The sequence below is a fragment of the Intrasporangium mesophilum genome, from assembly GCF_054783095.1.
In genome coordinates this window covers 563,040-587,915 of record NZ_BAAGRF010000029.1, presented here as the reverse complement: position 1 = coordinate 587,915, position 24,876 = coordinate 563,040, and the positions used below count along the sequence as shown (strand labels likewise).

The 24,876-nt window shown below is 71.7% G+C and carries 21 protein-coding genes and 1 riboswitch; of the genes, 15 read left to right on the top strand and 6 right to left on the bottom strand.

The window, feature by feature from the left end; all coding sequences use genetic code 11:
• The first annotated feature begins 46 nt into the window (after window positions 1-46).
• Window positions 47-544, top strand: a complete 498-nt coding sequence (gene purE, locus ACYVLP_RS22515) for a 5-(carboxyamino)imidazole ribonucleotide mutase (protein WP_460629589.1) — start codon at window positions 47-49, stop codon at window positions 542-544.
• A gap of 28 nt (window positions 545-572) precedes the next feature.
• Here purE and ACYVLP_RS22510 read toward each other — a convergent pair whose 3' ends face one another.
• Window positions 573-1,049 (bottom strand): CoA-binding protein, encoded by a 477-nt coding sequence (locus tag ACYVLP_RS22510; protein WP_460629530.1) that lies wholly within the window; start codon window positions 1,047-1,049, stop codon window positions 573-575.
• Window positions 1,050-1,101: 52 nt separating this feature from the next.
• On the opposite strand from ACYVLP_RS22510, the gene ACYVLP_RS22505 reads away from it, so the two are divergent.
• Window positions 1,102-2,118 carry an LLM class F420-dependent oxidoreductase gene (locus ACYVLP_RS22505; protein WP_460629588.1) on the top strand — a complete coding sequence of 339 codons (1,017 nt, stop codon included), beginning with the start codon at window positions 1,102-1,104 and terminating at the stop codon, window positions 2,116-2,118.
• Between the two features lie 315 nt (window positions 2,119-2,433).
• On the opposite strand, the gene ACYVLP_RS22500 is transcribed toward ACYVLP_RS22505, so the two are convergent.
• From ACYVLP_RS22500 to ACYVLP_RS22490, 3 genes are read right to left on the bottom strand one after another with little or no spacing between them, the layout of a single operon-like run.
• The gene (locus tag ACYVLP_RS22500) at window positions 2,434-3,219 is read right to left on the bottom strand and encodes an SDR family oxidoreductase (protein WP_460629529.1); all 786 of its coding nucleotides are present in this window, start codon (window positions 3,217-3,219) and stop codon (window positions 2,434-2,436) included.
• A 2-nt stretch (window positions 3,220-3,221) separates the two neighbouring features.
• Window positions 3,222-3,986: an acylneuraminate cytidylyltransferase family protein gene (locus ACYVLP_RS22495; protein ID WP_460629528.1), complete on the bottom strand. Its 765-nt coding sequence runs from the start codon at window positions 3,984-3,986 to the stop codon at window positions 3,222-3,224.
• The gene (locus ACYVLP_RS22490; protein WP_460629527.1) at window positions 3,983-5,041 is read right to left on the bottom strand and encodes a Gfo/Idh/MocA family protein; all 1,059 of its coding nucleotides are present in this window, start codon (window positions 5,039-5,041) and stop codon (window positions 3,983-3,985) included. The genes ACYVLP_RS22495 and ACYVLP_RS22490 overlap by 4 nt, the downstream gene beginning before the upstream one ends.
• Before the next feature lie 163 nt (window positions 5,042-5,204).
• On the opposite strand from ACYVLP_RS22490, the gene ACYVLP_RS22485 reads away from it, so the two are divergent.
• From ACYVLP_RS22485 to ACYVLP_RS22440, 10 genes are all read left to right on the top strand, one after another.
• Window positions 5,205-6,626, top strand: coding sequence for a lipopolysaccharide biosynthesis protein (locus tag ACYVLP_RS22485; RefSeq protein WP_460629526.1), 1,422 nt, complete (start codon window positions 5,205-5,207; stop codon window positions 6,624-6,626).
• 57 nt (window positions 6,627-6,683) lie between these two features.
• The gene (locus ACYVLP_RS22480) at window positions 6,684-8,117 is read left to right on the top strand and encodes a hypothetical protein (RefSeq protein WP_460629525.1); all 1,434 of its coding nucleotides are present in this window, start codon (window positions 6,684-6,686) and stop codon (window positions 8,115-8,117) included.
• A 1-nt stretch (window position 8,118) separates the two neighbouring features.
• Window positions 8,119-8,763, top strand: a complete 645-nt coding sequence (locus ACYVLP_RS22475) for a NeuD/PglB/VioB family sugar acetyltransferase (protein ID WP_460629524.1) — start codon at window positions 8,119-8,121, stop codon at window positions 8,761-8,763.
• Window positions 8,760-9,878 carry an N-acetylneuraminate synthase family protein gene (locus ACYVLP_RS22470; RefSeq protein ID WP_460629523.1) on the top strand — a complete coding sequence of 373 codons (1,119 nt, stop codon included), beginning with the start codon at window positions 8,760-8,762 and terminating at the stop codon, window positions 9,876-9,878. The genes ACYVLP_RS22475 and ACYVLP_RS22470 overlap by 4 nt, the downstream gene beginning before the upstream one ends.
• A gap of 1 nt (window position 9,879) precedes the next feature.
• Window positions 9,880-11,136 (top strand): UDP-N-acetylglucosamine 2-epimerase, encoded by a 1,257-nt coding sequence (gene neuC / locus ACYVLP_RS22465; RefSeq protein ID WP_460629522.1) that lies wholly within the window; start codon window positions 9,880-9,882, stop codon window positions 11,134-11,136.
• Entirely contained in the window at window positions 11,133-12,188 is a 1,056-nt protein-coding gene (locus ACYVLP_RS22460; protein WP_460629521.1) for a nucleotidyltransferase family protein, read from the top strand. The genes neuC and ACYVLP_RS22460 overlap by 4 nt, the downstream gene beginning before the upstream one ends.
• Before the next feature lie 121 nt (window positions 12,189-12,309).
• On the top strand, window positions 12,310-13,320 hold the full coding sequence (locus ACYVLP_RS22455; RefSeq protein WP_460629520.1) for an SDR family NAD(P)-dependent oxidoreductase: 1,011 nt from the start codon (window positions 12,310-12,312) through the stop codon (window positions 13,318-13,320).
• Window positions 13,317-14,489 carry an aminotransferase class I/II-fold pyridoxal phosphate-dependent enzyme gene (locus tag ACYVLP_RS22450; RefSeq protein WP_460629519.1) on the top strand — a complete coding sequence of 391 codons (1,173 nt, stop codon included), beginning with the start codon at window positions 13,317-13,319 and terminating at the stop codon, window positions 14,487-14,489. Before ACYVLP_RS22455 ends, ACYVLP_RS22450 begins: the two co-directional genes overlap by 4 nt.
• Before the next feature lie 87 nt (window positions 14,490-14,576).
• The gene (locus tag ACYVLP_RS22445; RefSeq protein ID WP_460629518.1) at window positions 14,577-16,475 is read left to right on the top strand and encodes a Na+/H+ antiporter; all 1,899 of its coding nucleotides are present in this window, start codon (window positions 14,577-14,579) and stop codon (window positions 16,473-16,475) included.
• A 59-nt stretch (window positions 16,476-16,534) separates the two neighbouring features.
• On the top strand, window positions 16,535-17,416 hold the full coding sequence (locus ACYVLP_RS22440; protein WP_460629517.1) for a hypothetical protein: 882 nt from the start codon (window positions 16,535-16,537) through the stop codon (window positions 17,414-17,416).
• 75 nt (window positions 17,417-17,491) lie between these two features.
• On the opposite strand, the gene ACYVLP_RS22435 is transcribed toward ACYVLP_RS22440, so the two are convergent.
• On the bottom strand, window positions 17,492-18,811 hold the full coding sequence (locus ACYVLP_RS22435) for a bifunctional o-acetylhomoserine/o-acetylserine sulfhydrylase (protein WP_460629516.1): 1,320 nt from the start codon (window positions 18,809-18,811) through the stop codon (window positions 17,492-17,494).
• Window positions 18,812-18,901: 90 nt separating this feature from the next.
• A riboswitch (SAM riboswitch) is annotated at window positions 18,902-19,015 on the bottom strand.
• A gap of 125 nt (window positions 19,016-19,140) precedes the next feature.
• On the opposite strand from ACYVLP_RS22435, the gene ACYVLP_RS22430 reads away from it, so the two are divergent.
• Window positions 19,141-20,304, top strand: coding sequence for an acyl-CoA dehydrogenase family protein (locus ACYVLP_RS22430; protein ID WP_460629515.1), 1,164 nt, complete (start codon window positions 19,141-19,143; stop codon window positions 20,302-20,304).
• Between the two features lie 22 nt (window positions 20,305-20,326).
• On the opposite strand, the gene ACYVLP_RS22425 is transcribed toward ACYVLP_RS22430, so the two are convergent.
• Window positions 20,327-22,303, bottom strand: coding sequence for a DUF6541 family protein (locus tag ACYVLP_RS22425; protein WP_460629514.1), 1,977 nt, complete (start codon window positions 22,301-22,303; stop codon window positions 20,327-20,329).
• 262 nt (window positions 22,304-22,565) lie between these two features.
• Between ACYVLP_RS22425 and ACYVLP_RS22420 the strand changes: the two genes are divergently transcribed.
• Together ACYVLP_RS22420 and ACYVLP_RS22415 are read left to right on the top strand one after the other, a co-directional pair.
• Window positions 22,566-23,546, top strand: a complete 981-nt coding sequence (locus ACYVLP_RS22420; protein WP_460629513.1) for a glycosyltransferase family 2 protein — start codon at window positions 22,566-22,568, stop codon at window positions 23,544-23,546.
• A gap of 28 nt (window positions 23,547-23,574) precedes the next feature.
• A complete protein-coding gene (locus ACYVLP_RS22415) occupies window positions 23,575-24,849 on the top strand; it encodes a CDP-glycerol glycerophosphotransferase family protein (RefSeq protein WP_460629512.1) in 1,275 nt (424 codons plus the stop codon).
• Window positions 24,850-24,876: the final 27 nt, after the last annotated feature.

The window sequence follows — 24,876 nt, the reverse complement described above, 5'->3', positions numbered from 1 at the left end:
GGACCACGTGACAGAGCAGAGCGAGCAGCCCGTCGTCGGCATCGTGATGGGCAGCGACAGCGACTGGCCCGTCATGCGTGAGGCAGCAAAAGCGTTGCAGGAGTTCGGGATTCCCTTCGAGGCCGATGTCGTCTCAGCCCACCGTATGCCGGACGAGATGATCGCTTACGGCCAGGCAGCCGCCGGGCGGGGTCTGCGGGTCGTCGTCGCCGGCGCCGGGGGAGCGGCGCACCTACCCGGGATGCTTGCCTCGGTGACGCCGCTGCCCGTCGTCGGCGTGCCGGTGCCGCTGAAGTACCTCGACGGGATGGACTCGCTGCTGTCGATCGTGCAGATGCCCGCAGGGGTGCCGGTCGCGACCGTGTCTATCGGCGGCGCGCGCAACGCCGGGCTGCTGGCGGCCCGCATCGTGGGATCCGGCTCCGACGCGCTCGCCACGCGCGTCCGCGAGCGGATGGTGGGCTTCCAGTCGGAGCTGCGGGACCAGGCGCACGCCAAGGGTGCCTCGCTGCGCGAGCAGGTCGCCAAGGGCCTTCCCGACTGACAAGGCCGGGGGACTCCAGCGGGGGGCTTCAGTCGGTCACTGCGTCGGCGCCGTCGCCGGGCTGGATCCGCGGAAACTCGATCTTCGGACACGTGTCCATCACGACCGACAGGCCCGCCGCCTCGGCCCGCGCCGCGGCGGCCTCGTCGATGACGCCGAGCTGCAGCCAGACCGCCTCGATGCCGAGCCGGTCGCGCTCGGCGATCGCCTGGTCGACGACCTCGCCGACCCGGGCGCTGTTGACGAAGCAGTCGACGACCTTGACGACCAGGCCGTCCGGGATGTCGGCCAGCGTCTTGTACCCCTGCGCACCGTGGACCTTGGCCGCCGTCGGGTGGATCGGGACCAGGCGCATCCCCAGCTCCGCCTGGAGCCACAGCGACACGCGGTATGCCGTCCGGTCGGGGTTGTCACCGAGACCGACGATCGCCCACGTGGCTGGGGTGTAGAGCACATCGCGGATCACATCCGGGTCGTTCCGGTGCGCGGGGAGGGACTCGGTCATGGCATCCATCCTCACACGCATCGCCGGATGGCGGCGTGACAGGATGGCGAACATGCGCTTCGGAATCTTCGTGCCCCAAGGCTGGCGGATGGACCTCGTCGGGATCGAGCCCGACCGGCAGTGGGATGCGATGGTGGGCCTGGCCCGGCGCATCGACGAGGGCGACGTCTTCGAGTCGGTGTGGGTCTATGACCACTTCCACACCGTGCCGCTGCCCTCTGAAGAGGCGACCCACGAGGCCTGGACGCTCATGGCGGCCCTCGGCGCCACGACCGAGCGCGTGCGGCTCGGGCAGATGTGCACGTGCATGGCCTACCGCAACCCCGCCTACCTCGCGAAGGTCGCTGCGACCGTCGACGTCATCTCGGGCGGTCGCGTCGAGATGGGCATCGGCGCCGGCTGGTACGAGCACGAGTGGCGGGCCTACGGCTACGGCTTCCCCAAGGCGGGCGACCGGCTCGGCGCACTGCGCGAGGGCGTGCAGGTCTTCCGGGACATGTGGACCAAGGGCTCAGCGACCCTTGACGGCAAGTTCTACCAGGTCGACGGCGCGCTCTGTGCCCCGCGACCCCTGCAGGGGACGGTCCGTCCCGGCAGTGCCGACAACGGCATCCCGATGTGGATCGCCGGCGCCGGGGAGAAGGTGACGCTGCGGATCGCCGCGCAGTACGCCGACTACACGAACTTCTTCGACAAGCCCGAGGAGTTCACGCGCAAGAGCGAGATCCTCGCCGCCCATTGCAAGGACATCGGGCGCGACTTCGACTCGATCGTGCGCTCCGGCAACTTCAACGTGGTCATCGGCGAGACCGAGTCCGACGTCGACGACCGGCTCAAGTTCTACGGTGACCTGCTGCGGCGGGGCGGAGTGCCGGAGTCACGCGTCGAGCATGACGTGGCTAACCTCCGCAACCAGCCCACGGTCGGCACCCCGGAGAAGATCGTCGCGGTGCTGAAGGATGCGCAGTCGCGCGGTCTCAGCTACGCGATCACGTACTTCGCCGAGGCGGCCTACGACCGCTCGGGCATCGAGCTGTTCGAGCAGACGGTCGCGCCCGAGCTGCGCTGAATTCTTGGCGCCGCGCTTCGCTGAATGTTCGGCGCCTCGCTTCGCTGCGGCGCGTGCCGCGGCGCCCGGTAGGCGTTGCCTTCCTCCGCTCCGCTCGCTCGTTCCTCGCTCGCTGCGCTGCGTCCAGGCAACGCCGGCGCCGCGGCATGCTTTTGGCGCCTCGCTTCGCTGCGGCGCGTGCCGCGGCGCCACTTAGGCGTTGCCTTCCTCCGCTCCGCTCGCTCGTTCCTCGCTCGCTGCGCTGCGTCCAGGCAACGCCGGCGCCGCGGCTGCCACGATCAACGTCGACCGCCCGCTCGAAGTGTCAGCCCGCGGCTACCAGGCCGTCCAGCCGCCGTCGACGGCGATGACCTGGCCGGTCACGTACGCCGACGCGTCGGAGGCCAGCCAGGTGACGACGCCCCGGAAGTCGTCCTCGGTCGCCATCCGTCGCAGCGGCGTCAGCCCCTCGTAACGCTCGACGAACGCCTCGTCCTGACCGCGCTCGATGCCGCCGGGGGCGAAGGCGTTGACCCGGACCGCGGGCGCCAGCACGGTTGCGAGGTACCGGGTCAGCTGGGCGAGCCCGCCTTTCGAGGCCGCGTATGCCGCGGGGTTGCCCATGCGAGTGCCGGCGTAGAGGCCGAGGTTGGGCCCGACGATGCCGTAGATGCTCGACACGTTGACGACGCTGCCGCGGCCGCCCGAGCGCAGCAGCGGCGCGAGCCGTCGGGTCAGCGAGAACGGGGCAGTGAGGTTGAGCGCCAGCGCCATCGCGAAGGCCTCGTCGGTCTGCTCCTCGAACGGGACGGCATACCCGGGCACGCCTGACGTGCCCGTGAAGGCGGCGTTGTGCACGAGGATGTCGCACGAGCCAATGGCTTCAAGCGTCTCGACAACGTCCGTAAGGCCCTGTGGGTCAAGGAGATTCGCTGGACGTGACACGTGGCCCTCGCCGGGCAGCTCTGCTGCGGTCGACGCGCAGGCCTCGGCGTCGAGGTCGACGACGACGACGCGCGCGCCAGCCACAGCGAGGGCATCGGCGAGCACACGCCCGAGCGGACCGGCGCCGCCGGTCACCACTGCGGTGCGGCCAGTGAGGTCCTGGGCCGGTGCGGCCATGGTCACGCTCCTTGTCGCGGTTCGAGCCAGGGCAGCGTGATGATGCCGGCCCCGACGAGCGCCTCGATGAGCCGGAACTCGTACTCGTCGTCGATCGAGAACGCTTGCGCCTCAGGGATCTCCGCCCCAGCGTGGACACCCTCGTCGAACCACGACGCGGCGAGGCGGCGGACGAAGTCCGAACGCCACAGGTAGAAGTTGCCGTTGATGCGAAGGAAGCGCCCGGCGTCCTGGCGGCGGGTCACGCCCACGCCGCTGTCGAAGTACCGGGCGAGGGTGCCTCGCGGCGACTCGTCAGGACGGACGCCGACCCAGACCGGGTTGAACGTGGGCTCCGAGACGCTGACAACGCCGTCCAGTGCGCGGTCAGCCGCGAGCCTCGCCGCGGCGTCGGCGAGCTGCTGCGGGACGCGGGCCGGGCTCGTCGGGTCGAGCAGCAGCACAGCGTCGTACGTCTGCGCCTCCTCGCGCTCGACCCACTCCAGGGCGTGGCGGACGACCGGTGCCATCGGTGTGTCGTCCTGAGCCAGCTCCGCAGGCCGCAGGAACGGCACGTCACCGCCGCCGGCGCGAGCGACCTCGGCGATCTCTGCGGAGTCGGTCGTGACGACGCATCGCGTGACCACGGGCGTGAGGGCTGCGGCACGGATGGAGTGCGCAATGAGCGGCAGCCCGCAAAGTGGGCGAATGTTCTTGCCGGGCAGGCCTTTTGAGCCGCCGCGGGCGGGGATGACAGCCAGGATCCGTTGGGACGTCGGGTCGCTCACGTGCTCGTTGCCTTTCCACCCCGGGCTCCGTGCGGGGTCGCCCGGCCGTATGCCGTGTCGCTCAGTCGGCGTGCCGCGTCGCAGAGTCGCAGGGCTGCGAGTCCTTCGGCGAGCGTAGCCGGGGCACCGGCTTCGAGGCGGGCCGCTCCAGCGGCCACGGGCAACAGGTCCAGGGCGGCGCGGGCCTGGGTCGCCATCACGGTGTCACGGTCGAGGTCGGCCGCAAAGACGCGCTCCGTGACCTCGCCGTCGGCAGCATGATGCCGGACCCTCCCCGTGACGACGTCCCACTCGAGGCTGCCCTCAGGGCCGCGGAGGAGGAGGCCGCGGGTCGCCGGCCGCGAGATGTAGTCCAGGCGCATCGTCACGGTCGCGCCGCTCGGGGTGGTCCACAGCAGGGACGCGGCCTGCTCGGCTGCCATGTCGAGCGGGCCGTCGCGGTCCAGTCGCGCACCGAGCAGAGATGGCTCTCCGAGCAGGACCGTCGCGTAGTCGACCTCGTGCACGAGATCGCGCAGGACACCACCCTCGTCGGCGCGGGCGGAGTAGGACTCGCGGTAGTCCCGGCCGGGCCTCCAGTCGGGGAGCCACGACTGCGACCAGACGTGCGCCGAGACCGGCGACCCGACCTCTGACGCATGCGCCGCGATGTGGCGGAAGCCCTGGTGCGCTCGTAAGGGCGCCGCGACCCAGACCGCCTCTGCCCGCGGATGGCCCGCGAGCGGGTCGGCCGCGACGACGGTGGGGGCGACCGGCTTCTCGACCAGCACCCGGCGAGCGCCGGCGTCGAGCGCCTGGACCGCGTCGGCGACGTGCCGGGAGGTGTCGGTCGCGACGACGACGAGGTCTGCGTCAGCGAGGGCGGCCGGGCCGGTCGCGTCGTCGAGGAGTCGCGAGCCCGGAGCGTCGGTGACCTCGCTGTGGCGGCGCGGGCGGACGGGCCACACGGCGACGTCGGCACCCAGGGTGGCGAAAACGCGGGCGTGCCGCTGGCCGATCGAGCCGGACCCGCGCACGACGACGACCGGGGGTCGCTCCTGCCTCAGCCCGTCCACAGCATGCACCATCTCATGCCGCCCCGGGACCGGTGGACCGCCACGAGAGGGGCCATCACGCAGCCGTATGCCGGAGAGCGGGGTTCGTGGAGGTCGGTCGGGCCCGGCGTCGCTAGGGGCACGGACCCAGGCGAGACCGGCGCGGACCAGTAGGTTTCGGGGTGTGAGCACCGAGCCGACCACCGACGCCGAGTCCACCGGCCGGTCCGGGTCGCTGGCCGGGCACTCGGTCGTCTACCTCGTCGGCACCGCGCTGCAGGGTCTCGGCGTGCTGCTCGTGCTGCCCTTCGCGACCCGCGTGCTCGGGCCGACGGAGTTCGGCCGGGTCGCGACGGGGCTGGTCATCGTCCAGATGGTCGGGACCATCGCGGCGGCCGGCCTGCCGCAGGTGATCCTCCGGGAGCACCACCGCGGGCCGGAGGGACCGCGCGTCGCCAGAGCCCTCGCGGGCACCATGATCCTGCTCGCCGGTGCCCTAGGTGCGCTCGGCATCGTCGTCGCCATCGTGCTCTCGGCGAGCGGTCACGCGGACCTCGCCCAGTGGATCCCGCTCGTGGTCGCGGCGGTCGGCCTCACGACGGTCGTCTCCGGACAGACCTTGATGCGAGCGCGCCTGCAGCCCTGGGGCTTCCTCCTCCTCGCGGTCCTCGCGACGGTCGGCGCTCAGCTCGCCGGACTCCTCGCGGCGCGCACGGACCCGACCGCTGGGAGGTACCTGACGGCATACGCCGTGGTCGTCGCGCTCTCCGCGGTCGTCGCGGTCGTGCTCGGGCGCCCGCTACCCCCGACGTCCGAGCGCGAGCGTGTCAGGGCGGGTGTCCGCCTTGCCGCGCCGCTGCTCCCGCAGGCGGCTGCCATGCTGGGGCTGCTCAGCGGTGATGTGCTGCTGACCCAGTGGCTTCTGGGGCCGGATGCCGCGGGCAGCTACCAGGTCGCCCTCCAGCTGGGCAACATGCCCTTCGTCCTCGCGGTCGCGCTCTTCAACGCCTGGGGCCCCCTGGTGCTGTCCCATCCGCTCGGCAACCGCTGGGCGTGGACCGCCCGCACCGGCACGTCCCTGACGACGGTCGTCGGCGGAGGCGCGGCCGGGGTGGCCCTGCTCGGGCCCTGGCTCGTGACCGTGATGACACCCGCCGACTTCGACCGAGCAGCCATCGTCGGCGCGCTCGGGGTCATCTGCACGGTCGCCGTCTGCTACATGGTCTACCAGGGGAGCTCGCTCGCCGTGCTCGACGCCGAGCGCACCGGCCGCCTCGCGTGGGCGGCGCTCACCGCCCTCGCCGTGGTCGTGGCGTTGGCGGTGTGGCTCGGGCCGGCGGAAGGGATCGTCGGCATCGCCATCGCCAAGGCTGTCGGGTACGCCGTGCTCATGGCGCTGACCACGTGGTTCGCCCGCACCCACTCACCGCTGCGCTGGCCCCGCGCCCTGTGGGGCGTGGCCGCCCTGGCCGTGGCGGTCGCGCTGCTCGGCGCTGCTCTTCCTGTCGACGGGCCGCTCCGGTGGTTACGCCTCGCTCTCGCAGGCGTGGTCGCTGTCGCCGGCGTGGTCCTCGCGCCGCGGATCCTGCGCGTGCTGCGCGGATAGGATGGGGCGCCGCCCGGCCAGCCGCCCGCGACACACGCTAGGAGACATGCTTTCGTGGTGACACCGCTCGTCCATATGGGCTTGGGCTACGACGACCTGCTCGTTCCGGCCCTCGTGCATGCGGGGTTCGACACGAAGGACCTCATCCTCGTCGTGCGCACCGACGCCAACCTCGCGTGGGTCCGCAGACACGCGCCGCGAGCCACAACCGTGAGGCTCCCGTATGCCGCCGCGCGCAAGGCGAACGTGGTCAGTGGCCTCGCGCCCCACGCAGCTCTCAAGCGGGCCTGCGCCGGCGTCGGTCTCGACGTGCTCGACCTCCTCGTGTCGGAGCGCGCCCTGCGGCGCAACCGGGTCGACACCGCGATGAACTTCCTCAACCTTGCCGCGGAGGAGCTCGAGTCGGCCATCGAGGGCCGCGGGCCGGTGCTCGCGCTCGTCGAGTTCACGGTGACCTCCGAGCTGCTCACAGCCGGCCTCGTCACCCACCACGGTGGGCTCGCGACGTGGCCGCGCGGCATACGGCTCCCGTCCGACCGGTTCGGCCTCATCGGCGCGCCGAAGGGGATCACGCTGTGGGAGCGAGAGGTCGACGACCCGTCGGCGACCGCCGCGGGGCGTGACTTCATCCGCGCCTGGCGCGAGGAGCACGGACGCCCGATGGGCTACGCGCGCAACCTCAAGGTCGAGTCGGGTCAGGAGATCTGGCGGCTCGCGACCGACCGGATCAGGGAGTTCGCCGTCGACCGGGGCGCCAACCTCCAGCTGCCGAGGCCCACCGACTACGCCCGCCTGCCGTGGCTCAACCCGGTCAAGGCGAGGATGAACCTTCGCGAGTACCGCACCCGCCGCTGGGACCCGGTGCCCGAGCGGTATGTCTTCCTGCCGCTGCAGGTGCAGCCGGAGTCTAGCGCCGACGTCATGGGGCAGGAGTGGCGCGACCAGGCGTACACAGCCCGGGTGCTCGCCGACGCGCTCGCGCCGTTCGACATCGGCGTCGCGGTCAAGGAGCACGCGCACTTCATGTGGCGCCGGGACCCGGACTACTGGCCGCAGTTCGACGTCCACCCCAACATCGCGACGATCGACCCGTTCGCCGACTCACGAGAGCTGATGAAGGGGGCGGCCTTCACGGTCACGGCGACCGGGACCGTCGGCCTCGAGGCGGGCCTGCTGGGGCTGCCCGTTGTCACCGGTGCCGACATGCCGTGGAGCAGGTTGCCTAACGTCGCGACGCTCGCATCTCCCGACGACCTGCGCGAGTTCGTGGCCGACCACGCCTGGGAGTCCCTGAGCGCCGACGAGAAGGATATCGACGACTGGTTCGTCGACCGCTACGTGCGCAACTCATGGGAGGGGCTCGTGCTCGACCCACCGCGGGTGCCGGCCGTTCTCGAGCCGGACAACATCCGCAAGGTGGGCGCGGCGTTCGCCGAGGCCGCCGCGTCGCTCGGACCCCACGCCGCCCACTCCACCGCAGAGGGGGCCTGAGATGGGGGCCCAGGAGGCCGTCGGCTGGGTGGTGTTCGGCGCCGGCGGGCACGCGCGCTCGGTGGTCGACGTCCTCGAACGCGCGGGAGAGCGGGTCGTCGCCGTCACCGGCGTCACGGACTCCGATCCGTGGCACCTCGACGTGCTCGCCGACGACCGTGAGGCGTTCGCCCGGATCGAGGCCGAGCAGCTTTCCGGTGTCGTCGCGATCGGGGCCAACCCGGCGCGTGCGTCGATCGTCCACGAGCTCGTGGCCCGCGGCCTGCCGGTCCCACCGGTCGTCGCTCGCACGGCCACGGTCTCACCGCGCTGCGTCCTCGGCCCCGGCACCGTCGTGCTCGAGCACGCGCATGTCGGGCCGGCGGCGCGGATCGGCGAGGCCGTCATCATCAACACCGGCGCCGTCGTCGAGCACGACTGCCGCGTGGGCGCCGGAGCCCACATCGCCCCGGGCGCCGCGCTGCTCGGGGGCGCAGCGGTGGGCAGCGGCACCCTCGTCGGCAGTGGCGCGCGCGTGCTGCCACGCGTCACGGTAGGCGCGGGTGCGACGATCGGTGCGGGCGCGGTCGTGACGGGTCATGTCGCCGACGGCGAGACCGTCGTGGGTGTGCCGGCCGTGAAGCGCAGACGAGGAGGTGCATCGTGAGCGGGACCGTGAGCGGGTCCGAGGTGCCCGAGGTGGCCGAGGTGACCGGCGTGCCTGAGCTGCCCGAGATGTCCGGCGTGCGGCGTGCGCAGGTCGGCGGCCGCATCGTGCCGACACCGGGAGACGTCTATGTCATCGCCGAGGCCGGCGTGAACCACAACGGCGACGTCGACCTCGCACACCGGCTGGTCGACATCGCCGCAGCCTCAGGCGCCGACGCCGTGAAGTTCCAGACGTTCTCACCCGACAAGCTCGTCTCGTCGGCGGCGGCGACGACTCCCTACCAGCGCGACCGCGGCGGCAGCGCCGACCAGCGCAGCCTCCTCGAGGCGCTCACCCTGCCCAAGGCCGCCTGGGTCGAGCTGCGTGACCATGCCGTGGAGGCCGGCACGACCTTCCTGTCGACGCCGTTCGACATCGACAGCGCCCACCTGCTCGTCGAGCTGGGCGTGTCCGCGCTCAAGGTGAGCTCGGGCGAGCTGACCAACCTGCCCTACCTGCGTGAGATGGCCCGGCTCGGGGTCACGCTGCTCGTCTCGACGGGGATGGGGACCGAGGCTGAGGTCGCGGGCGCAGTCGAGGCGTGCGCCGACGCGCCCGGGCTCGTGCTGTTCCACTGTGTCTCGGCCTACCCGGCGCCCGTGGAGGAGTGCAACCTCCGGGTGATCCCGCGGCTCACCGAGCGACACGGCATACCCGTGGGGTGGTCTGACCACACGCCGGGGCTGACGACCGCACTCGGCGCCGTGGCGCTCGGTGCTCCCATCCTCGAGAAGCACTTCACGAGCGACCGCACCCTGCCCGGGCCTGACCACCTGGCCAGCCTCGAGCCTGACGCCCTGACCGAGTACGTCTCTGCGACAAAGGAGCTCGCGCGCGCGTTGGGAGACGGGGTGAAGCGCCGTATGCCGTCCGAGGAGGAGAACGCCACGCTGGTCCGCCGCTCGTGGCACGCCGCCCGCGCCCTCCCGGCCGGCACCACGCTGGGCGGCGCCGAGCTGCAGCTGCTGCGTCCCGAGGGCGGGATCAGCCCGGCCGTCGACATCCGGGGCCGGGTCCTGGCCCGCGAGGTGGCCGCCGGCGCCCCGGTCACGTTCGACGACCTCGAGCGCTGACATGGCACCACTGACCGTCGCCGTCTTCGTCGGCACCCGGGCCGATCTCGGGCCCCTGTCGCCGGTCATCGAGGCGCTCCAGGCCTCCGAGGACATCTCGCTGCGCGTCCTCACCGGCGTGATGTATGCCGCCGACGACCTTGCCGCGGCACTCCCGTCCTCCGCGACCGCGGAGCACTGGCGGGACGTCGTCGTCCAGCTGGCGCCGCCGATGACGGCCGTGACCGCCCAGGCGCAGCTCGACCAGGGAGCCGAGCTGACCCGTGCTGCGGGCGTGCTCCTTCCCGAGCTGGGCATCGATGTCCTCGTCGTGCTCGGCGACCGGTGGGAGCTGCTCTATGTGGTGCCCCCGGCGTTCCTGCTCGGGATCCCTGTCGTGCATCTGCACGGCGGGGAGGTGACCGAAGGAGCGGTCGACGAGCGCGTCCGTCACGCGGTGACCAAGCTGGCCGACCACCACTGCGTCGCATCTCCCGACGCAGCCGACCGGCTGCGGCAGCTCGGGGAGCCCGACGACCGCATCCACGTCACGGGCGCGCCTGGTCTGGACCGCCTGTTTGCCGCGACACCGTCGACGGACGCCGACCTCGCCGGTCTGCTCGGCGTGGACGCCGTCGAGCGCCCGGTCGCGCTGTTCACGTACCACCCGCCGACGGCCCAGGTGGGCGCGCCGGTGGGTGACTGGGCCCGAGAGGCCGCGGAGGCGACACTTGCCGTGTGCGGCACCGTGGTGGCGACGTACCCCGGCATGGACGCCGGCCGCGACGACATCATCCAGGAGCTCACCGAGCTCGCCGACCGGGAACCGCGCGTGCGGCTCGTCGAGGCACTCGGGCGCGACTACCCGGGCGTCCTCGGGGCGGTCGATGTCGTCGTCGGCAACTCGAGCTCGGGGGTCATCGAGGCGGCGACCCTGCACATCCCGGCGGTCGACATCGGTGACCGGCAGCGTGGCCGCCTGCGGGGCGAGAACGTCGTGCACGCCGGCGAGGGTCGCACCCCCGTGGAGGCGGCGGTCCGTGAGGCCGTGTCGGAGCAGGGGCGCGCCCGGGCGAGGACGGTCGTCAACCCCTACGGCACGGGTGCGGCGAGCGCGGAAATCGTCGATATCGTTCGGGAAGCGGCGCACGCCCCGCGCGTCAAGAGGTTCGTGGACCGGCCGGTGACTCCGCCTCCGGGTGGGACGGGGACGCACGGCGCCCAGGACCTCCCCACCAAGCCTCGGACGCCGTCCAGCGACCGGAAGGAGCAGCCGTGACCGCTCGAGACCTGCGGGCCACGTCCGCCCCGACGACGGCGACGATCCGCGACGCCCTCGAGGTCGTGGACCGCACCGGGTCGTTCGCCTGCCTCCTCGTCTCCGACGACGGGCGCCTCGCCGGCTTGCTCACCGACGGCGACCTTCGGCGCGCGTTCCTCAAGGGGTCGAGCCTCGACGACGCCGCCATCGACCACGCGACGCGCTCGCCGCACGTCGTGGCTGCCGGCTCGCCGCGCGCCCTCGTGCTCGACCTCATGCAGGCCCTGCGGATCTCCGTGGTCCCCGAGCTGGCCGCCGACGGCACGCTCGTGGGACTGCACACCCTTTCCGACGTCATCGGGGCGGCACCTCTGCCGAACACGGCGGTCATCATGGCGGGCGGTCGCGGCACTCGCCTCGGCGACCTGACCAGGGACACCCCGAAGCCGCTCATGACGGTCGCCGGCCGGTCGATCCTCGAGTGGATCGTGCTCGGCCTCGTCGGCGACGGCATCCGCGAGATCTACGTCAGCGTCAACTACCTCGCGGACCAGATCGAGGAGCACCTCGGCGACGGGTCACGCCTCGGCTGCACGGTCCGCTACCTGCGCGAGCAGCCGGACCTCCCGCTCGGCACGGCCGGCTCGCTGACGCTGCTGCGGGCGGAGCGGCCCGACCTTTCGCACCCACTCGTGGTGATGAACGGCGACCTCATGGTCGAGTTCGACGCGAGCGACCTCCTCGAGGCGCATGGGCGGACCGGCGCCATGGTGACCGTGGCGACCCGCACCTACCAGCACGAGGTGCCCTTCGGCGTCGTCGAGAGCCAGCGGGGACGGGTGACCGGGATCTCCGAGAAGCCCACGCTCAGCTTCGACATCAACGCCGCCGTGTATGCCGTCGACCCGCGGGCGCTCGCGTGGCTCCCCGAGGGGCAGGCGAGCACGATGCCCGAGCTCGTCGAGACCTGCCTCGAGCGTGGCGAGCCGGTCGCCGCGTGGCCGATCCAGTCCGACTGGATCGACGTCGGCACCCCGACCGACCTGGCCCGCGCCAAAGGCGAGGCATGACCTGGACCCCGGCGGGCGGCATACCCGCGGGGTCACTTGAGACGACCGAGACCGCATCTATGCACACGACGAAAAGGCAACAGTGACAAACCAATCCGCTTCCGAGCCCACCGCGCGACCGATGACCGGGTCGATCGCGGGCAAGACCGTCCTCGTCACCGGGTCCGACGGGTTCATCGGGTCCCACGTCGTCGAGCGACTCGTCGCGGACGGCGCGAGGGTGCGGGCGTTCTGCCTGTACAACAGCAACGGGTCGACCGGATGGCTCGACGAGTCGGACACGTTCAAGCAGGCGGTCCGCGACGGGCAGGCGGAGGTCGTCCTCGGCGACATCCGCGACCCGGAGCACGTCCTCGCCAGCGCCGAGGGGGCCGACGTCGTGCTGCACCTCGCCGCCCTCATCGCCATCCCGTTCTCGTACGTCGCCCCGCGCTCCTATGTCGAGACGAACGTCATCGGCACCCTCAACGTGCTCGAGGCCGTGCGGCGTCACGGCATCCCACGGATGGTCAACACGTCGACGTCCGAGGTCTACGGCACGCCCGAGTCGGTGCCGATCACGGAGACGCACCCGCTTCGCGGCCAGTCGCCGTACTCGGCAACGAAGATCTCCGCCGACAAGATGTGCGAGTCCTATGCGCTGTCGTTCGAGACGCCCGTGACGACACTCCGGCCGTTCAACACGTTCGGCCCCCGGCAGTCCACCCGCGCGGTCATCCCGACCGTGCTCTCGCAGCTGCTGGCCGGAGCGTCGGAGCTCAGGCTCGGCGACCTGACGCCGAAGCGAGACTTCACGTTCGTCACCGACACGGCCGACGGGTTCGTTCGGGCAGCCCTCGCCGACGTCGCGCCCGGCACGACGATCCAGCTCGGCACCGGGCGGACCGTCTCGGTCGCCGACGTCGTCGACCTGTGCAAGAAGGTCACCGGGAGCGACGCACACGTCGTCACCGAGAGCTCTCGCATCCGGCCCGAGGCCTCCGAGGTGCAGATCCTGCTGTCCGACCCGTCCAAGGCCAACGACGTGCTCGGCTGGGCGCCGACGGTCTCCCTCGAGGAGGGCCTCGCGGCCACCGCGGAGTGGCTCCGCCCGCGCGTCGACGCCGAGACCGCCGGGCGGTACCACCGGTGAGCGAGACTCACGCGCCCGGAGCGCGCGGGCCGGAGGGCACGATCCCGCTCGCCGTGCCGAACATCGGCGAGCTCGAGCGGCGCTACGTGCTGGAAGCCGTCGAGTCGGGGTTTGTCTCGTCCGTCGGACCCTTCGTCTCGGAGTTCGAGCGGCGCTTCGCCGAGCGGGTGGGGGCGAAGCATGCCGTCGCCTGCGCCACCGGCACCGCGGCGATCCACATCGGCCTCGTGCTGCTCGGCGTCCAGCCGGACGACGAGGTGTTCTGCTCCGACTTCACCTTCGTCGGGTCGGTCAACCCGATCGCGTACGTCGGCGCCCGTCCGGTCTTCGTCGACTCCGAGACCCGCACCTGGAACATGGACCCTGAGCTGCTCGCCCGCGAGCTCGACCGTCGGGCCGAGGCAGGCCTGCGCCTGCCCGCGGTCGTCGAGGTCGTCCACGTGCTCGGCCAGCCGGCCGAGATGGAACCGCTCATGGACGCCTGCGCCCGGCACGGCATACCCGTGCTCGAGGACGCTGCCGAGTCGCTGGGCGCCGGTTGGACGGGCGGACGGTATGCCGGGCGCCACACCGGCACGGTCGGCACCGTCGGCTGCTTCTCCTTCAACGGCAACAAGATCGCGACGACCGGCGGCGGCGGCATGATCGTCACCGACGACGACGCCCTCGCGGCGCGGGCCCGGCACCTCACCACACAGGCCAAGGTCCCTGACGTCGGGTACCTGCACGACGAGGTGGGCTACAACTACCGGCTGACCAACCTCGCCGCCGGTCTCGGGCTCGCCCAGCTGGAGCGGCTGGACGAGTTCGTCGGGGCGAAGCACCGCATCGCGGCACGCTACGACGAGGCGCTCGCCGACCTGCCTCTGGTGCTGCCACCGCGCGTCGAGGGGCTCGACGCGACCTACTGGCTCTACTCGGTCCTCGTCCCCGAGGCCGACGGGCGTGGGCGCGACGAGTTCCTGGCTCACCTCAACGGCCTCGGGGTCGGCGCGCGCGCCCTGTGGCGGCCGCTGCACGCGCAGCCACCGTTCGCCTCCATGCCGGTGATCGGGGGCGGCGTCGGTGACGGGCTCTTCGCGCGCGGCCTCTCGCTGCCCTGCGCGACCGAGCTGACGGACGCGGACCAGGACCGCGTCATCGCGGCGGTGCGGTCCTTCTTCACCTGACCCCCGGGTGCCGGGCGACCGCGGCAGTCGTGGTCGCCTGGTGGATGCGGTCGTTACGTGCTTGACACGCCTTGACAGGATGGCGACGTGGAGATCGCGATCGCGCTGCTCGCCATTGCCGCGACGGTGCTCGGGGGCGCCTGGCTGGCCGAGCGCTTCGGCCTGCCCGCGCCGCTCGTGCTCATCGTCATCGGCATCGTCGGCTCGTACCTGCCGTTCGTGCCGGAGGTGGTGCTGAGCCCGGAGGTCGTGCTGCTCGGCATCCTGCCGCCGCTGCTGTATGCCGCCGCCATCCAGACCTCGCTCGTCGACTTCCGCAACAACAAGGGCGTCATCCTCAGCCTGTCGGTGGGCCTGGTCGTCTTCACGGCGCTCGGCGTTGCGGTCTTCCTCATGTGGGCGCTCGGACCCGCCTCCGGCATGACCTTCGGGGTCGCCTTCGCGCTGGGTGCCATCGTGGCGCCGCCCGACGCCGTCGCGGCCACTGCGGTGGGCCGCCGGATCGGGCTGCCCAGGCGGCTCGTCACGATCCTCGAGGGGGAGTCTCTCGTCAACGACGCGACGGCCCTCGTGTCGCTGCGGACCGCGCTTGCCGCGACCGGGCTGGCCGCCACGGGCCTGAGCGCCGAGGTGACCTTCGGGACCGTCGTGCTGGACTTCGCGTGGGCCTCGATCGGGGGCGTGGCCATCGGCATCCTCGTGGCCGCGATCGTCGAGGCCCTGCGGCGCAAGTTCACGACCGAGCCCGCCTTCGACACGGTGCTCTCGTTCATGGTGCCGTTCGCCGCGTACGTGCCGGCCGAGGAGCTGCACTCGTCCGGAGTCATCGCCGTGGTCACGGCCGGGCTGGTCCTGGGCCACCGGTCACCGCGGTCGCAGTCGGGCGCCTCGCGGCTCAGCGAGCGGATCAACTGGCGCAGCATCCAGTTCCTCCTGGAGAACGCCGTCTTCCTGCTCATCGGACTGCAGGTCTACTACGTCATCGACGACGTGAGCTCCTCGCCGCTCGATGGCACTCAGATCGCGTTCGCCGCGCTCGGGACGCTCCTCGCTGTGCTGGTGCTGCGGCCGATGTGGATCGTGCCGTTCAGGTGGTTCAGCACGTCGGTGCTGCACCGCGAGCCCCCGGCGCCGTGGTCGCACAGCGTCGTCCTGTCGTGGGCCGGCATGCGCGGCGTGGTGACGCTCGCCGCCGCCTTGCTGCTCCCACAGAACACGCCGAACCGGGCCGTGCTCATCCTCATCGCCGTCGTCGTCACGGTCGGGACGCTGCTGATCCAGGGCACGACCCTGCCCAAGCTCGCTCATCGGCTCGGCGTCCGCGGGCCCGACCCCCGGGAGGACGCCCTCCAGGCGGCGACCGTCCTGCAGGCCGCGACCCGCGTCGGGCTGGAGCGGCTCGACGCCACCCCGGACGTCGACCCCGAGACCCGTGACGTGCTCCGCGAGCGCTCCGACGACCGGCTCAACCAGATGTGGGAGCGACTCGGCCCTCGTGGAGCCGACGCCGCCGAGACGCCGAGCGACCGGTACGTCCGTGCCAGGCTGGGAATGCTCCAGGCCGAGCGCGACGAGGTGCTTCGGCTGCGCGACGAGGGACGCGCCGACCACGTGGTGCTGCGCGTCGTGCTCGGCGCGCTCGACCTCGAGGAGACGATGCTCGACCGCATCGACAAGCAGACCGCACGTCTGGCAGAGAGTGAGATGTTGCCCGTGGAGACCATCCAAGCCCCGTGCGAGCACCTGGAGGACGGCGAGGCCTGCCTCGAGCCTCGGACACCCGAAGGCTGCGAGGAGTGCCTGCGTCAGGGGACGACGTGGGTGCACCTGCGCCTGTGCCTCGAGTGCGGGCATGTCGGGTGCTGCGACTCGTCCGAGTTCAAGCACGCGACCGCGCACTTCCATGAGACCGGACACCCGGTCATGCGCTCGATCGAGCCGGGGGAGTCGTGGCGGTGGTGCTACGTCGACCAGGTCGTCGGCTGAGCGGTTCCGCCCCCGTCACGGGCTGGCCGTGAGCGGCGGCGCCCTGCGACGATCTGGCGATGGCACAGAGCGCGGCCGGGCCGTATACCGACGAGTGCGTCGCCGCGGTCCGTGACGATCCGGGTGGCCGGCTGGACCTGCTGCGCCGCCTCTACGAGGTCCCGCGCCCCTACGACCGCGGCTACCTGCCGTACCTGCGCGCCGCGACGGCGTTCATGCGCTGGCAGCACCGGCGCGGGCTGCTCAACCCGGAGTCGGGTCCGTCGCCAGGGAGCCCCTGGTGGCGCGCCCTCAACGAGGCGCTCCTGCGCGACACGTGCGAGGCCCGGGCCCTGGCCTTCGGCCGGAGCGGCGAGCCCCGCACCCCGGGTGTCGCGGCGATGCTCGAGTTCATCCGAGCGCCCACGGCGACGTCGTGGTACCGCGCGCACAACGTGACGATCGCGACGGCATACCTGGCCAACGAGGCCACGGCCGCCCGCGAGCGCCAGGTCGAGCGCTTCTTCATCAACCTCGTCCTCGTGCGGGTCCTCTACGCGCACGCGCTCGTCGCCAACCCGCGCCTCGCGCTCGCCTGGCTAGCGCCCTGTGGGCGGCTCGTCGGCGACCCGCGGCTCAGCATGACCGGCATCTTCCTGTCGCTGTCGCGCGTGCTGCCGGACCGCTATCCGCTCGAGGGCGACCTCGAGGCGTACGTCGACGCGGAGCACAGCATCGGGCATCTGCTCGACGTCGGCATCATCGTGCCGCGGCTCGGCCCGCTGTTCGAGTGGTCGGCTCTCGCGCTCGGCCTCCCGGGTCTCGACGGGGTGCTCGCGCGCCCGGGAACCGTCCCGGCATACGCCTGGGACCCGCTGGAAGCCTCTGTCTGGCAGACCGAGCCGTCACGCCTGGCCCGGCTGGCCCGCCGTGCGGTGCCTCCGACGCGCCGTCGGACATAGCAACCCGGGGTCGCACGGCTGCGTCGAGCGCGTACGACCCCGGGTGACGTGACGTGGTGTGTCGGACGGTCCCGGCTACGCCTTGGCGGCAGTGAACCCCTGCTCCAGGTCGGCGAGGATGTCGTCGATGTGCTCGATCCCGACCGACAGGCGCACCAGGCCGGGCGTGACGCCGGCTGCGAGGCGGTCCTCGTCGGGGCCCTGCGAGTGGGTCGTCGACGCGGGGTGGATCACGAGCGACCGGACGTCGCCGATGTTCGCGACATGGCTGTGCAGCGTCAACGCCTCGACGAACCTCTTGCCCGCGTCGAGCCCGCCGACGATCTCGAACGACAGCACGGCGCCGGCGCCGCGCGGCGTGTATTTCTCCGCAAGCGTGTGGAACGGGCTGTCCGGCAAGGACGCCCAGACGACCCGCTCCACCTGCTCGTGCTCCGTGAGGTATGCCGCGACCTTGTGGGCGTTCTCGACATGACGCTCGATCCGCAGCGACAGAGTCTCGAGCCCCTGCGCGATGAGGAAGGCGTTGAACGGCGAGGCGGCCGGGCCGAGGTCCCGCAGCAGCTGCACGCGAGCCTTGAGGATGAAGGCGAGGTTGGCGCCGAGGGCGCTGCCGACGCCGAGGTCACGCGCGAAGACGAGTCCGTGGTAGCTCTCCTCGGGCGTGTTGTAGTTCGGGAACTTCTCGGGGTCGGCGCCGAAGTCGAAGCGGCCCGCGTCGACGATGACGCCCGCGATCGACGTGCCGTGCCCGCCGAGGTACTTCGTCGCCGAGTGGACCACCACGTCCGCGCCCCACTCGATCGGCCGGATGAGGTACGGCGTCGCGACCGTGTTGTCGACGACGAGCGGCACGCCGTGCTCGTGGGCGAGGGCGGCGACGGCCTCGATGTCGAGGATCTCTGACTTCGGGTTGGCGATCGTCTCGCCGAACAGCAGCTTGGTGTTGGGCCGGATCGCCGCCCGCCACGAGTCGATCGAGGTCGGGTCCTCCACGAAGCCGACCTCGATGCCGAACTTCGGCAGGGTGTGCTTGAAGAGGTTGAACGTGCCGCCGTAGAGCGACGGCGACACGACGACGTGGTCGCCGGCCTCGGCGATGTTGAGCACTGCGAGCGTCTCGGCGGCCTGGCCCGAGGCGACGAGCAGCGCTCCGACTCCACCTTCGAGGGCGGCGATCCGCTGCTCCACGACGTCGGTCGTCGGGTTCATGAGGCGGGTGTAGATGTTGCCGAACTCCTTGAGCCCGAACAGGTTTGCGGCGTGGTCTGTGTCGTTGAAGACGTAGCTGGTCGTCTGGTAGATCGGCAGGGCCCGCGCTCCCGTCGCGCTGTCGGCGGACTGTCCGGCATGGATCTGCTTGGTCTCGAAGGACCAGCTGGGGCTCGTCGTCATCGGTGTTTCCTCCATCGTTCGACAGGTCTGGTCGCCGATGACCGGGCGCACCCATGCCCCAGGCACCGACGGATCGGTGCGGAAGAGAACTCTCCGCGCTTGCCCACGGCGGATGCCGCGGACCAGGTCCTCACCCGGGGCACCCCACCGCGGTTGGAGGGTTGCCGGCCAGCGAGCCGGGGCTTGGCGCTGGCACTCATGACCTACTGCGGAGTGTAGGCACGCTTCGCGGTGGCCACGCAGGGGGCGTCCTCATGCTGGACGGCGGTCGCGTGGCGTCGATCACTAGGACGTCCTACTAAATCGAACTCGCGAGTAGGATCGCGCCCGTGAGCACGAACGCCGACTTCGACCTGTTCCGTACCAGCGAGGACCACGAGGCACTGCGGGAGGCGGTCCGCGCCGTCGCCGAGGACAAGATCGCCCCGTATGCCGCCTCCGTCGACGAGGAGGCGCGCTACCCCCAGGAGGCGCACGACGCCCTCGTCGCGTCCGATTTCTTCGCGCCCCACGTTCCGGAGGAGTACGACGGGGTCGGGGCCGATGCGCTGGCGACCTGCATCGTCATCGAGGAGGTGGCGAGGGTCTGTGCGTCCTCCTCACTCATCCCCGCCGTCAACAAGCTCGGCTCGCTGCCGCTCATCCTCGCCGGCAGCGACGAGATCAAGCGGACGTACCTCCCGCCCCTCGCGCAGGGCCGGACCACGTTCTCTTATGGCCTGTCCGAGCGGGAGGCCGGCTCCGACACCGCGGCCATGAAGTGCCGGGCCCGCGCCGACGGTGACGACTGGGTCATCAACGGCCAGAAGTCGTGGATCACCAACGCCGGTGTCTCGGAGTACTACACGGTCCTGGCCGTCACCGACCCCGACGGTCCCCGGGGCAGCAACGTCACGGCGTTCGTCCTCGAGAAGTCAGACCAGGGGTTCACGTTCGGCGAGAAGGAGCGCAAGCTCGGCATCAAGGGCAGCCCGACGCGTGAGCTGCACTTCGACAACGTCCGTATCCCCGGCGACCGCGTGGTCGGCGTCGTGGGCGACGGGCTCAAGCTGGCGCTGCGCACCCTCGACCACACCCGGGTCACCATCGGCGCGCAGGCCGTCGGCATCGCCCAAGGCGCCATCGACCAGGCCATCGCCTACGTCAAGGACCGCAAGCAGTTCGGCAAGCGGATCGCCGACTTCCAGGGCATCCAGTTCATGCTTGCCGACATGGCGATGGAGCTCGAGGCAGCCCGCCAGATGGTCTACGTCGCAGCGGCCAAGTCCGAGCGCGGCGACAAGGACCTTCCCTTCTTCGGCGCGGCCGCGAAGTGCTACGCCTCTGACGTCGCGATGAAGGTGACGACGGACGCGGTGCAGCTGCTCGGAGGCGCCGGCTACACCCGGGACTTCCCGCTCGAGCGGATGATGCGCGACGCGAAGATCACGCAGATCTACGAGGGCACGAACCAGGTCCAGCGCATCGTCATGGCCCGCCAGCTGCTCGGGTGACTGCTCCGGTGACGGCTGCTGCTCACTCGGCGCAGGAGATCCGCCGGTAGAGGGTGTAGGGCCCCGCTGAGCGGACCTTCTGCCAGGCGGGTGACCTGTCCACCGCGTCGACCCCCCGGTACTCGTCCAGCGTCACCTTGAGCACCGGGTGCGCCGCCTCGCCGCCGGTGACGGCCCAGTCCACCTGGTGCCGCTGCGCGGCCGCGCAGACCTCCGGGTCGGCGCCGACGGCGTCGAGACGCAAGGACAAAAGGGAGATGTCGCCGGGGTAGTTCGTCTTCTCGGTCGGTACGAGGAGGCGACGCCCACTGACGACGTAGAGGTACGTCGCACCGTTCCACGGGTTTGCGGCGACGACGGCATCCGGGGGCAGTGACGCCGACAGCTCCCGGAGCGCGACCAGCTCGTCGTCGGTGACCCACGACCGGTCGGCCGACGGGTGGAAGTACGGTCGCAGCACCTCCTGGTGGGCGCCGACGTAGAGGATGGTCGTGGCTCCGAGCACGGCGACGGCGCCCACCGCCGCAGCCTCGCGCCGGGTCACGACGCTCCGGACCCGCCGGGCCAGCAGCCCGGACACGAGGTCGCCCAGCCACACCAGAGCGGCGGACGACGCCACCACGGCGGGCAGGATGACGATGGTCTCGATGCGTGGGGTGTCGTTGTACCAGGGCCAGGTGAGGGCGCGCACGAGGCCGTTGTCGACCGCGATGTTGAGCCAGAGCAGGACGAGGGAGAGGACGAGCGCCGCGACGCACCAGCGCGCTCCTGGGTGGAGCTTCACCAGGACCACGCACCCGACAACCGCCAGTGCAGTGAGGACCGGGAGCACCTGCACGCCGTCCGCTGCGAACAGCAGCACGTACTCCCAGACCTGAGGCGCAGAACGGCCGGGTCCGAAGCGGCCCACCTCGAACATCGACTGGCTCCGCAGCGCCCGGGACGCGAGCAGGGCGAGCACCACGGCGAGCCCGAAGCCGGCCACCATGCCGACCGCGAGCCATGGACGATGCACCCGCAGGCTCCAGGCCGACCGGACGACCCGGCCCCCGACGACGAGGGCGGCGAACAGCCCGAAGACGATGAGCGCGTTGGGATGCGCCGTCGCGAGCGCCAGCACGGCCACCAGCACGAGGAGGGCGGCGCGCCAACGGCCCGCGACGGCATACGGCGGCGCGGACTGCACGCCCACGAGGGCCACGAACGCGGCGAGCGACGCTGGGACGAGGGCCTGCCCGAGCACGGCGGGCCAGAGCACGCCGTAGCCCATCAGGAGGTACGGGAAGGCCCCGAAGGCGACGCTGGTCAGTCCGGTCGCGAGCGCCACGCCGGGCCGCAGGCCCAGCACCGTGAACGACAGGGCGATGCACCCCAGGGGCCAGACGAGGCCGACGATGACGAGCACCACGCCCGAGGCGGACACGGGGACCGACGCGCCGGTGAGCAGCGTGACCGTGGCCGTCAGGCCGTGGAACGCCGAGGGGTAGAAGCCCGACCAGTCCGGGGTCTGGTACTTGCCGGCCTGCAGCGAGGAGATCGTCCCCTCCCGCAGCATCCACTGGATGTCCGCGAGGTGGAACACGGTGTCGGGCTGCTGAGAGAAGGCCTCGGGGGAGGACTGCACGGGCAGGACGGAGGCGAGGACGACCAGCAGTGCGAGGCCCACCCCGGCCAGCACTGCCCAGCCCGGCGCGCCGACCACCGGTCCGCGCCGGTCGGGGGGCAGGACAGCACCGACGACGGCGCACACCGCCCACAGCCCCACCGTCGCGACGACCAACGGGACCAGCCCCCACCGGGTATGCAGGAACGGCAGCAGCACGCCGGTCCCCGCGACAAGCGCCGTGCTCACGACGGGGGCGAGCGCGAGGGCCGCCAGAGGGCGCAGGCGCAGCAGCAGCAGCCCGACCGCGCCCGGTGCGAACAGCAGCAGCGCGGCGGCGAAGACGACAGGTACGGTGTCCGCCCACGTCGCCGTGCCCGGGACGAGAACCCCCACCTGCACTCCTTCGAGGGGCGCCGGTCGACCGAGCAAGCCCCATGCTCGACTGCCCGTCACAGTAACCCACGGGCGCAGCCCGGAAAGAACCCGGAAGAACCCGGAGAGCGCCCCGGAGGGCATCCACCAGACACCCGCGCGCGAGCGTCCCGGCGCCGCGCGTGCGCCGCCCCTACGTGGGCGCGTTAGGCTTGCGCCCGCTCGGCAGGGGACGGGCCCGCCGGCAGCATCGAGCCAGTGGCTCACACGACGAAGGACGACAGTGGACGTGACGACTGACGTGACCCCTCCGGTCAGCGTCATCATGCCGCTCCTCAACGAGGAGCGGCACCTGCGCGACGCCGTGGCGATGATCCTCGCCCAGGACTATGCCGGCTCGCTCGAGGTGGTGCTCGCGCTCGGTCCGTCGACGGACCGGACCGACGAGGTCGCGGCCGCCGTCGCGGCCGAGGACCCGCGAGTTCGCCTGGTGCGCAACCCGACCGGTCGCACGCCCGACGGGCTCAACGCCGCGATCGGCGCGTCGACAGGCGAGGTCGTCGTCCGGGTCGACGGGCACTCGGAGATCCCGGACGACTACGTCAGCGTCGCCGTCGCCGAGCTGCGCCGCGTGGGCGCGGACAACGTCGGCGGGATCATGGACGCTCGAGGGACGACCGACTTCGAGCGCGCCGTGGCGTGCGCGATGCGCAGCCCGATCGGTGTCGGCGCCGCCCGGTTCCACACCGGCGGCGAGGCGGGTGACGCCGACACCGTCTATCTCGGCGTGTTCGAGCGCAGCGCCCTGGAGCGTGTCGGCGGATACGACCCGCACTTCTCGAGGGCGCAGGACTGGGAGATGAACCACCGCATCCGTGAGAGCGGGGGCAAGGTGTGGTTCACCCCCGAGCTCAAGGTGACCTACCGGCCCCGTGCGTCGGTATCGGCTCTGGCGCGCCAGTACTTCCACTACGGCCGCTGGCGTCGTGTCGTGGCCCGCTACCACGAGGGCACGATCAACCCCCGCTACCTCGCCCCGCCCGCGATGGTCGGGGTGACGACCGCCGCCGTCGTCGCCGGGTTCTTCTGGGCGCCCGCCTGGGTCGTCCCGCTCGGGTATGCCGCGGGCGTGACCGCGGGCGGGCTCGCGATCACACGGGGTGAGTCGGTGCGCACCCGGGCGGCTGCGCCGCTCGTGCTGGCGACGATGCACTGGGCTTGGGGGATAGGGTTCCTCACGAGCCCCAGAAGACTGACCCGCTGACGCCGGGCGCCGCGACGACCGTCAGCCGGTGGTCGCCCAGAGGGGAACGATCGGCCCGCCGGGGACTCCCGCGGGTGTGGAGGACACGAAAGACGTGCTGAACAACGCCAGGCTGATGGTCCAGCTGGGCCGCGACGCCGTGCGACGACAGGTCGCCAAGAGGCAGCTCACCCACAAGCTCGAGCGCACCGGCCTCGTGCCGGGGGCCGACGCGCGGTTCCGCGTGGCGGTCTACTTCTCGGACGAGCCGATGAACCTCTACCAGCTCCGGCAGTGGTACGCACCGCTGGAGGAGCTGGCCCGCTCCCAGCCTGTCGTCGTCATCTCGCGGATGCCCGACACGACGATGCTGCTGCTCGACGAGTGCCCGCTGCCCGTGTTCCACGGCCCGCGCATCACCGAGATCGAGTCGTTCATGGCCAGCCACGACATCGGCCTGGTGCTCTACGTCAACCAGAACCTCCGCAACTTCCAGATGCTCCGGTTCGCCGAGCCGGCACACGTGTTCGTCAGCCACGGCGAGAGCGACAAGTCGTACATGGCCTCGAACCAGCTCAAGGCCTACGACCGCGTCTTCATCGCCGGCCCGGCAGCCGCCGAGCGCCTCGAAGGGGCCCTCGTCGACTTCGACGTCGCCCGCCGCGCCGTCGAGATCGGCCGGCCGCAGAACGACGCGACCTACGAGACCCCGACCCTGCCCAGCGACGACCGGACGACCGTGCTCTACGCGCCGACGTGGGAGGGCGACCGCCGCAGCATGGCCTACGGCTCGATCGCGACCCACGGTGAGGCGATGCTCCGGGCCCTGCTCGCTGACCGCCGCTTCCGGGTGGTCTACCGGCCGCACCCGCGCTCGGGATCGTTCCACCCGGCATACGGCGTCGCCTCCAGCCACCTGGCCCACCTCGTGTCCCAGGCCAACCATGTGGACCCCACGGCCGGGCACCTCGTCGACCGCGACACGGCGTTCGGCTGGCACCTGGCGCGTCTCGACGCGTGCATCACTGACGTCTCCGCGGTCGCGCTCGACTGGCTCGCGACGGGCAAGCCGCTCGTGCTCACGCGCCCGGCCGACCCGCGTGCGGAGGTGGAGCCGACCCGGCTCAACACGAGCGTCCCGATGGTCACTGTCGAGGACGCCCCGACCATCGTCCAGGTGCTCGACAAGGCCATCGCCGAGCCGGACGCAGCCCGAGCGGACATCGTCCGGCACTACTTCGGCGACACGTCACCAGGAGCCGCGACGGCCCGCTTCGTCAAGGCGTCGACCGAGCTGGTCGAGGCCCGCCTCGCCCTACGCTGAACGTTCCGTGACGCACGCGTGAACGTC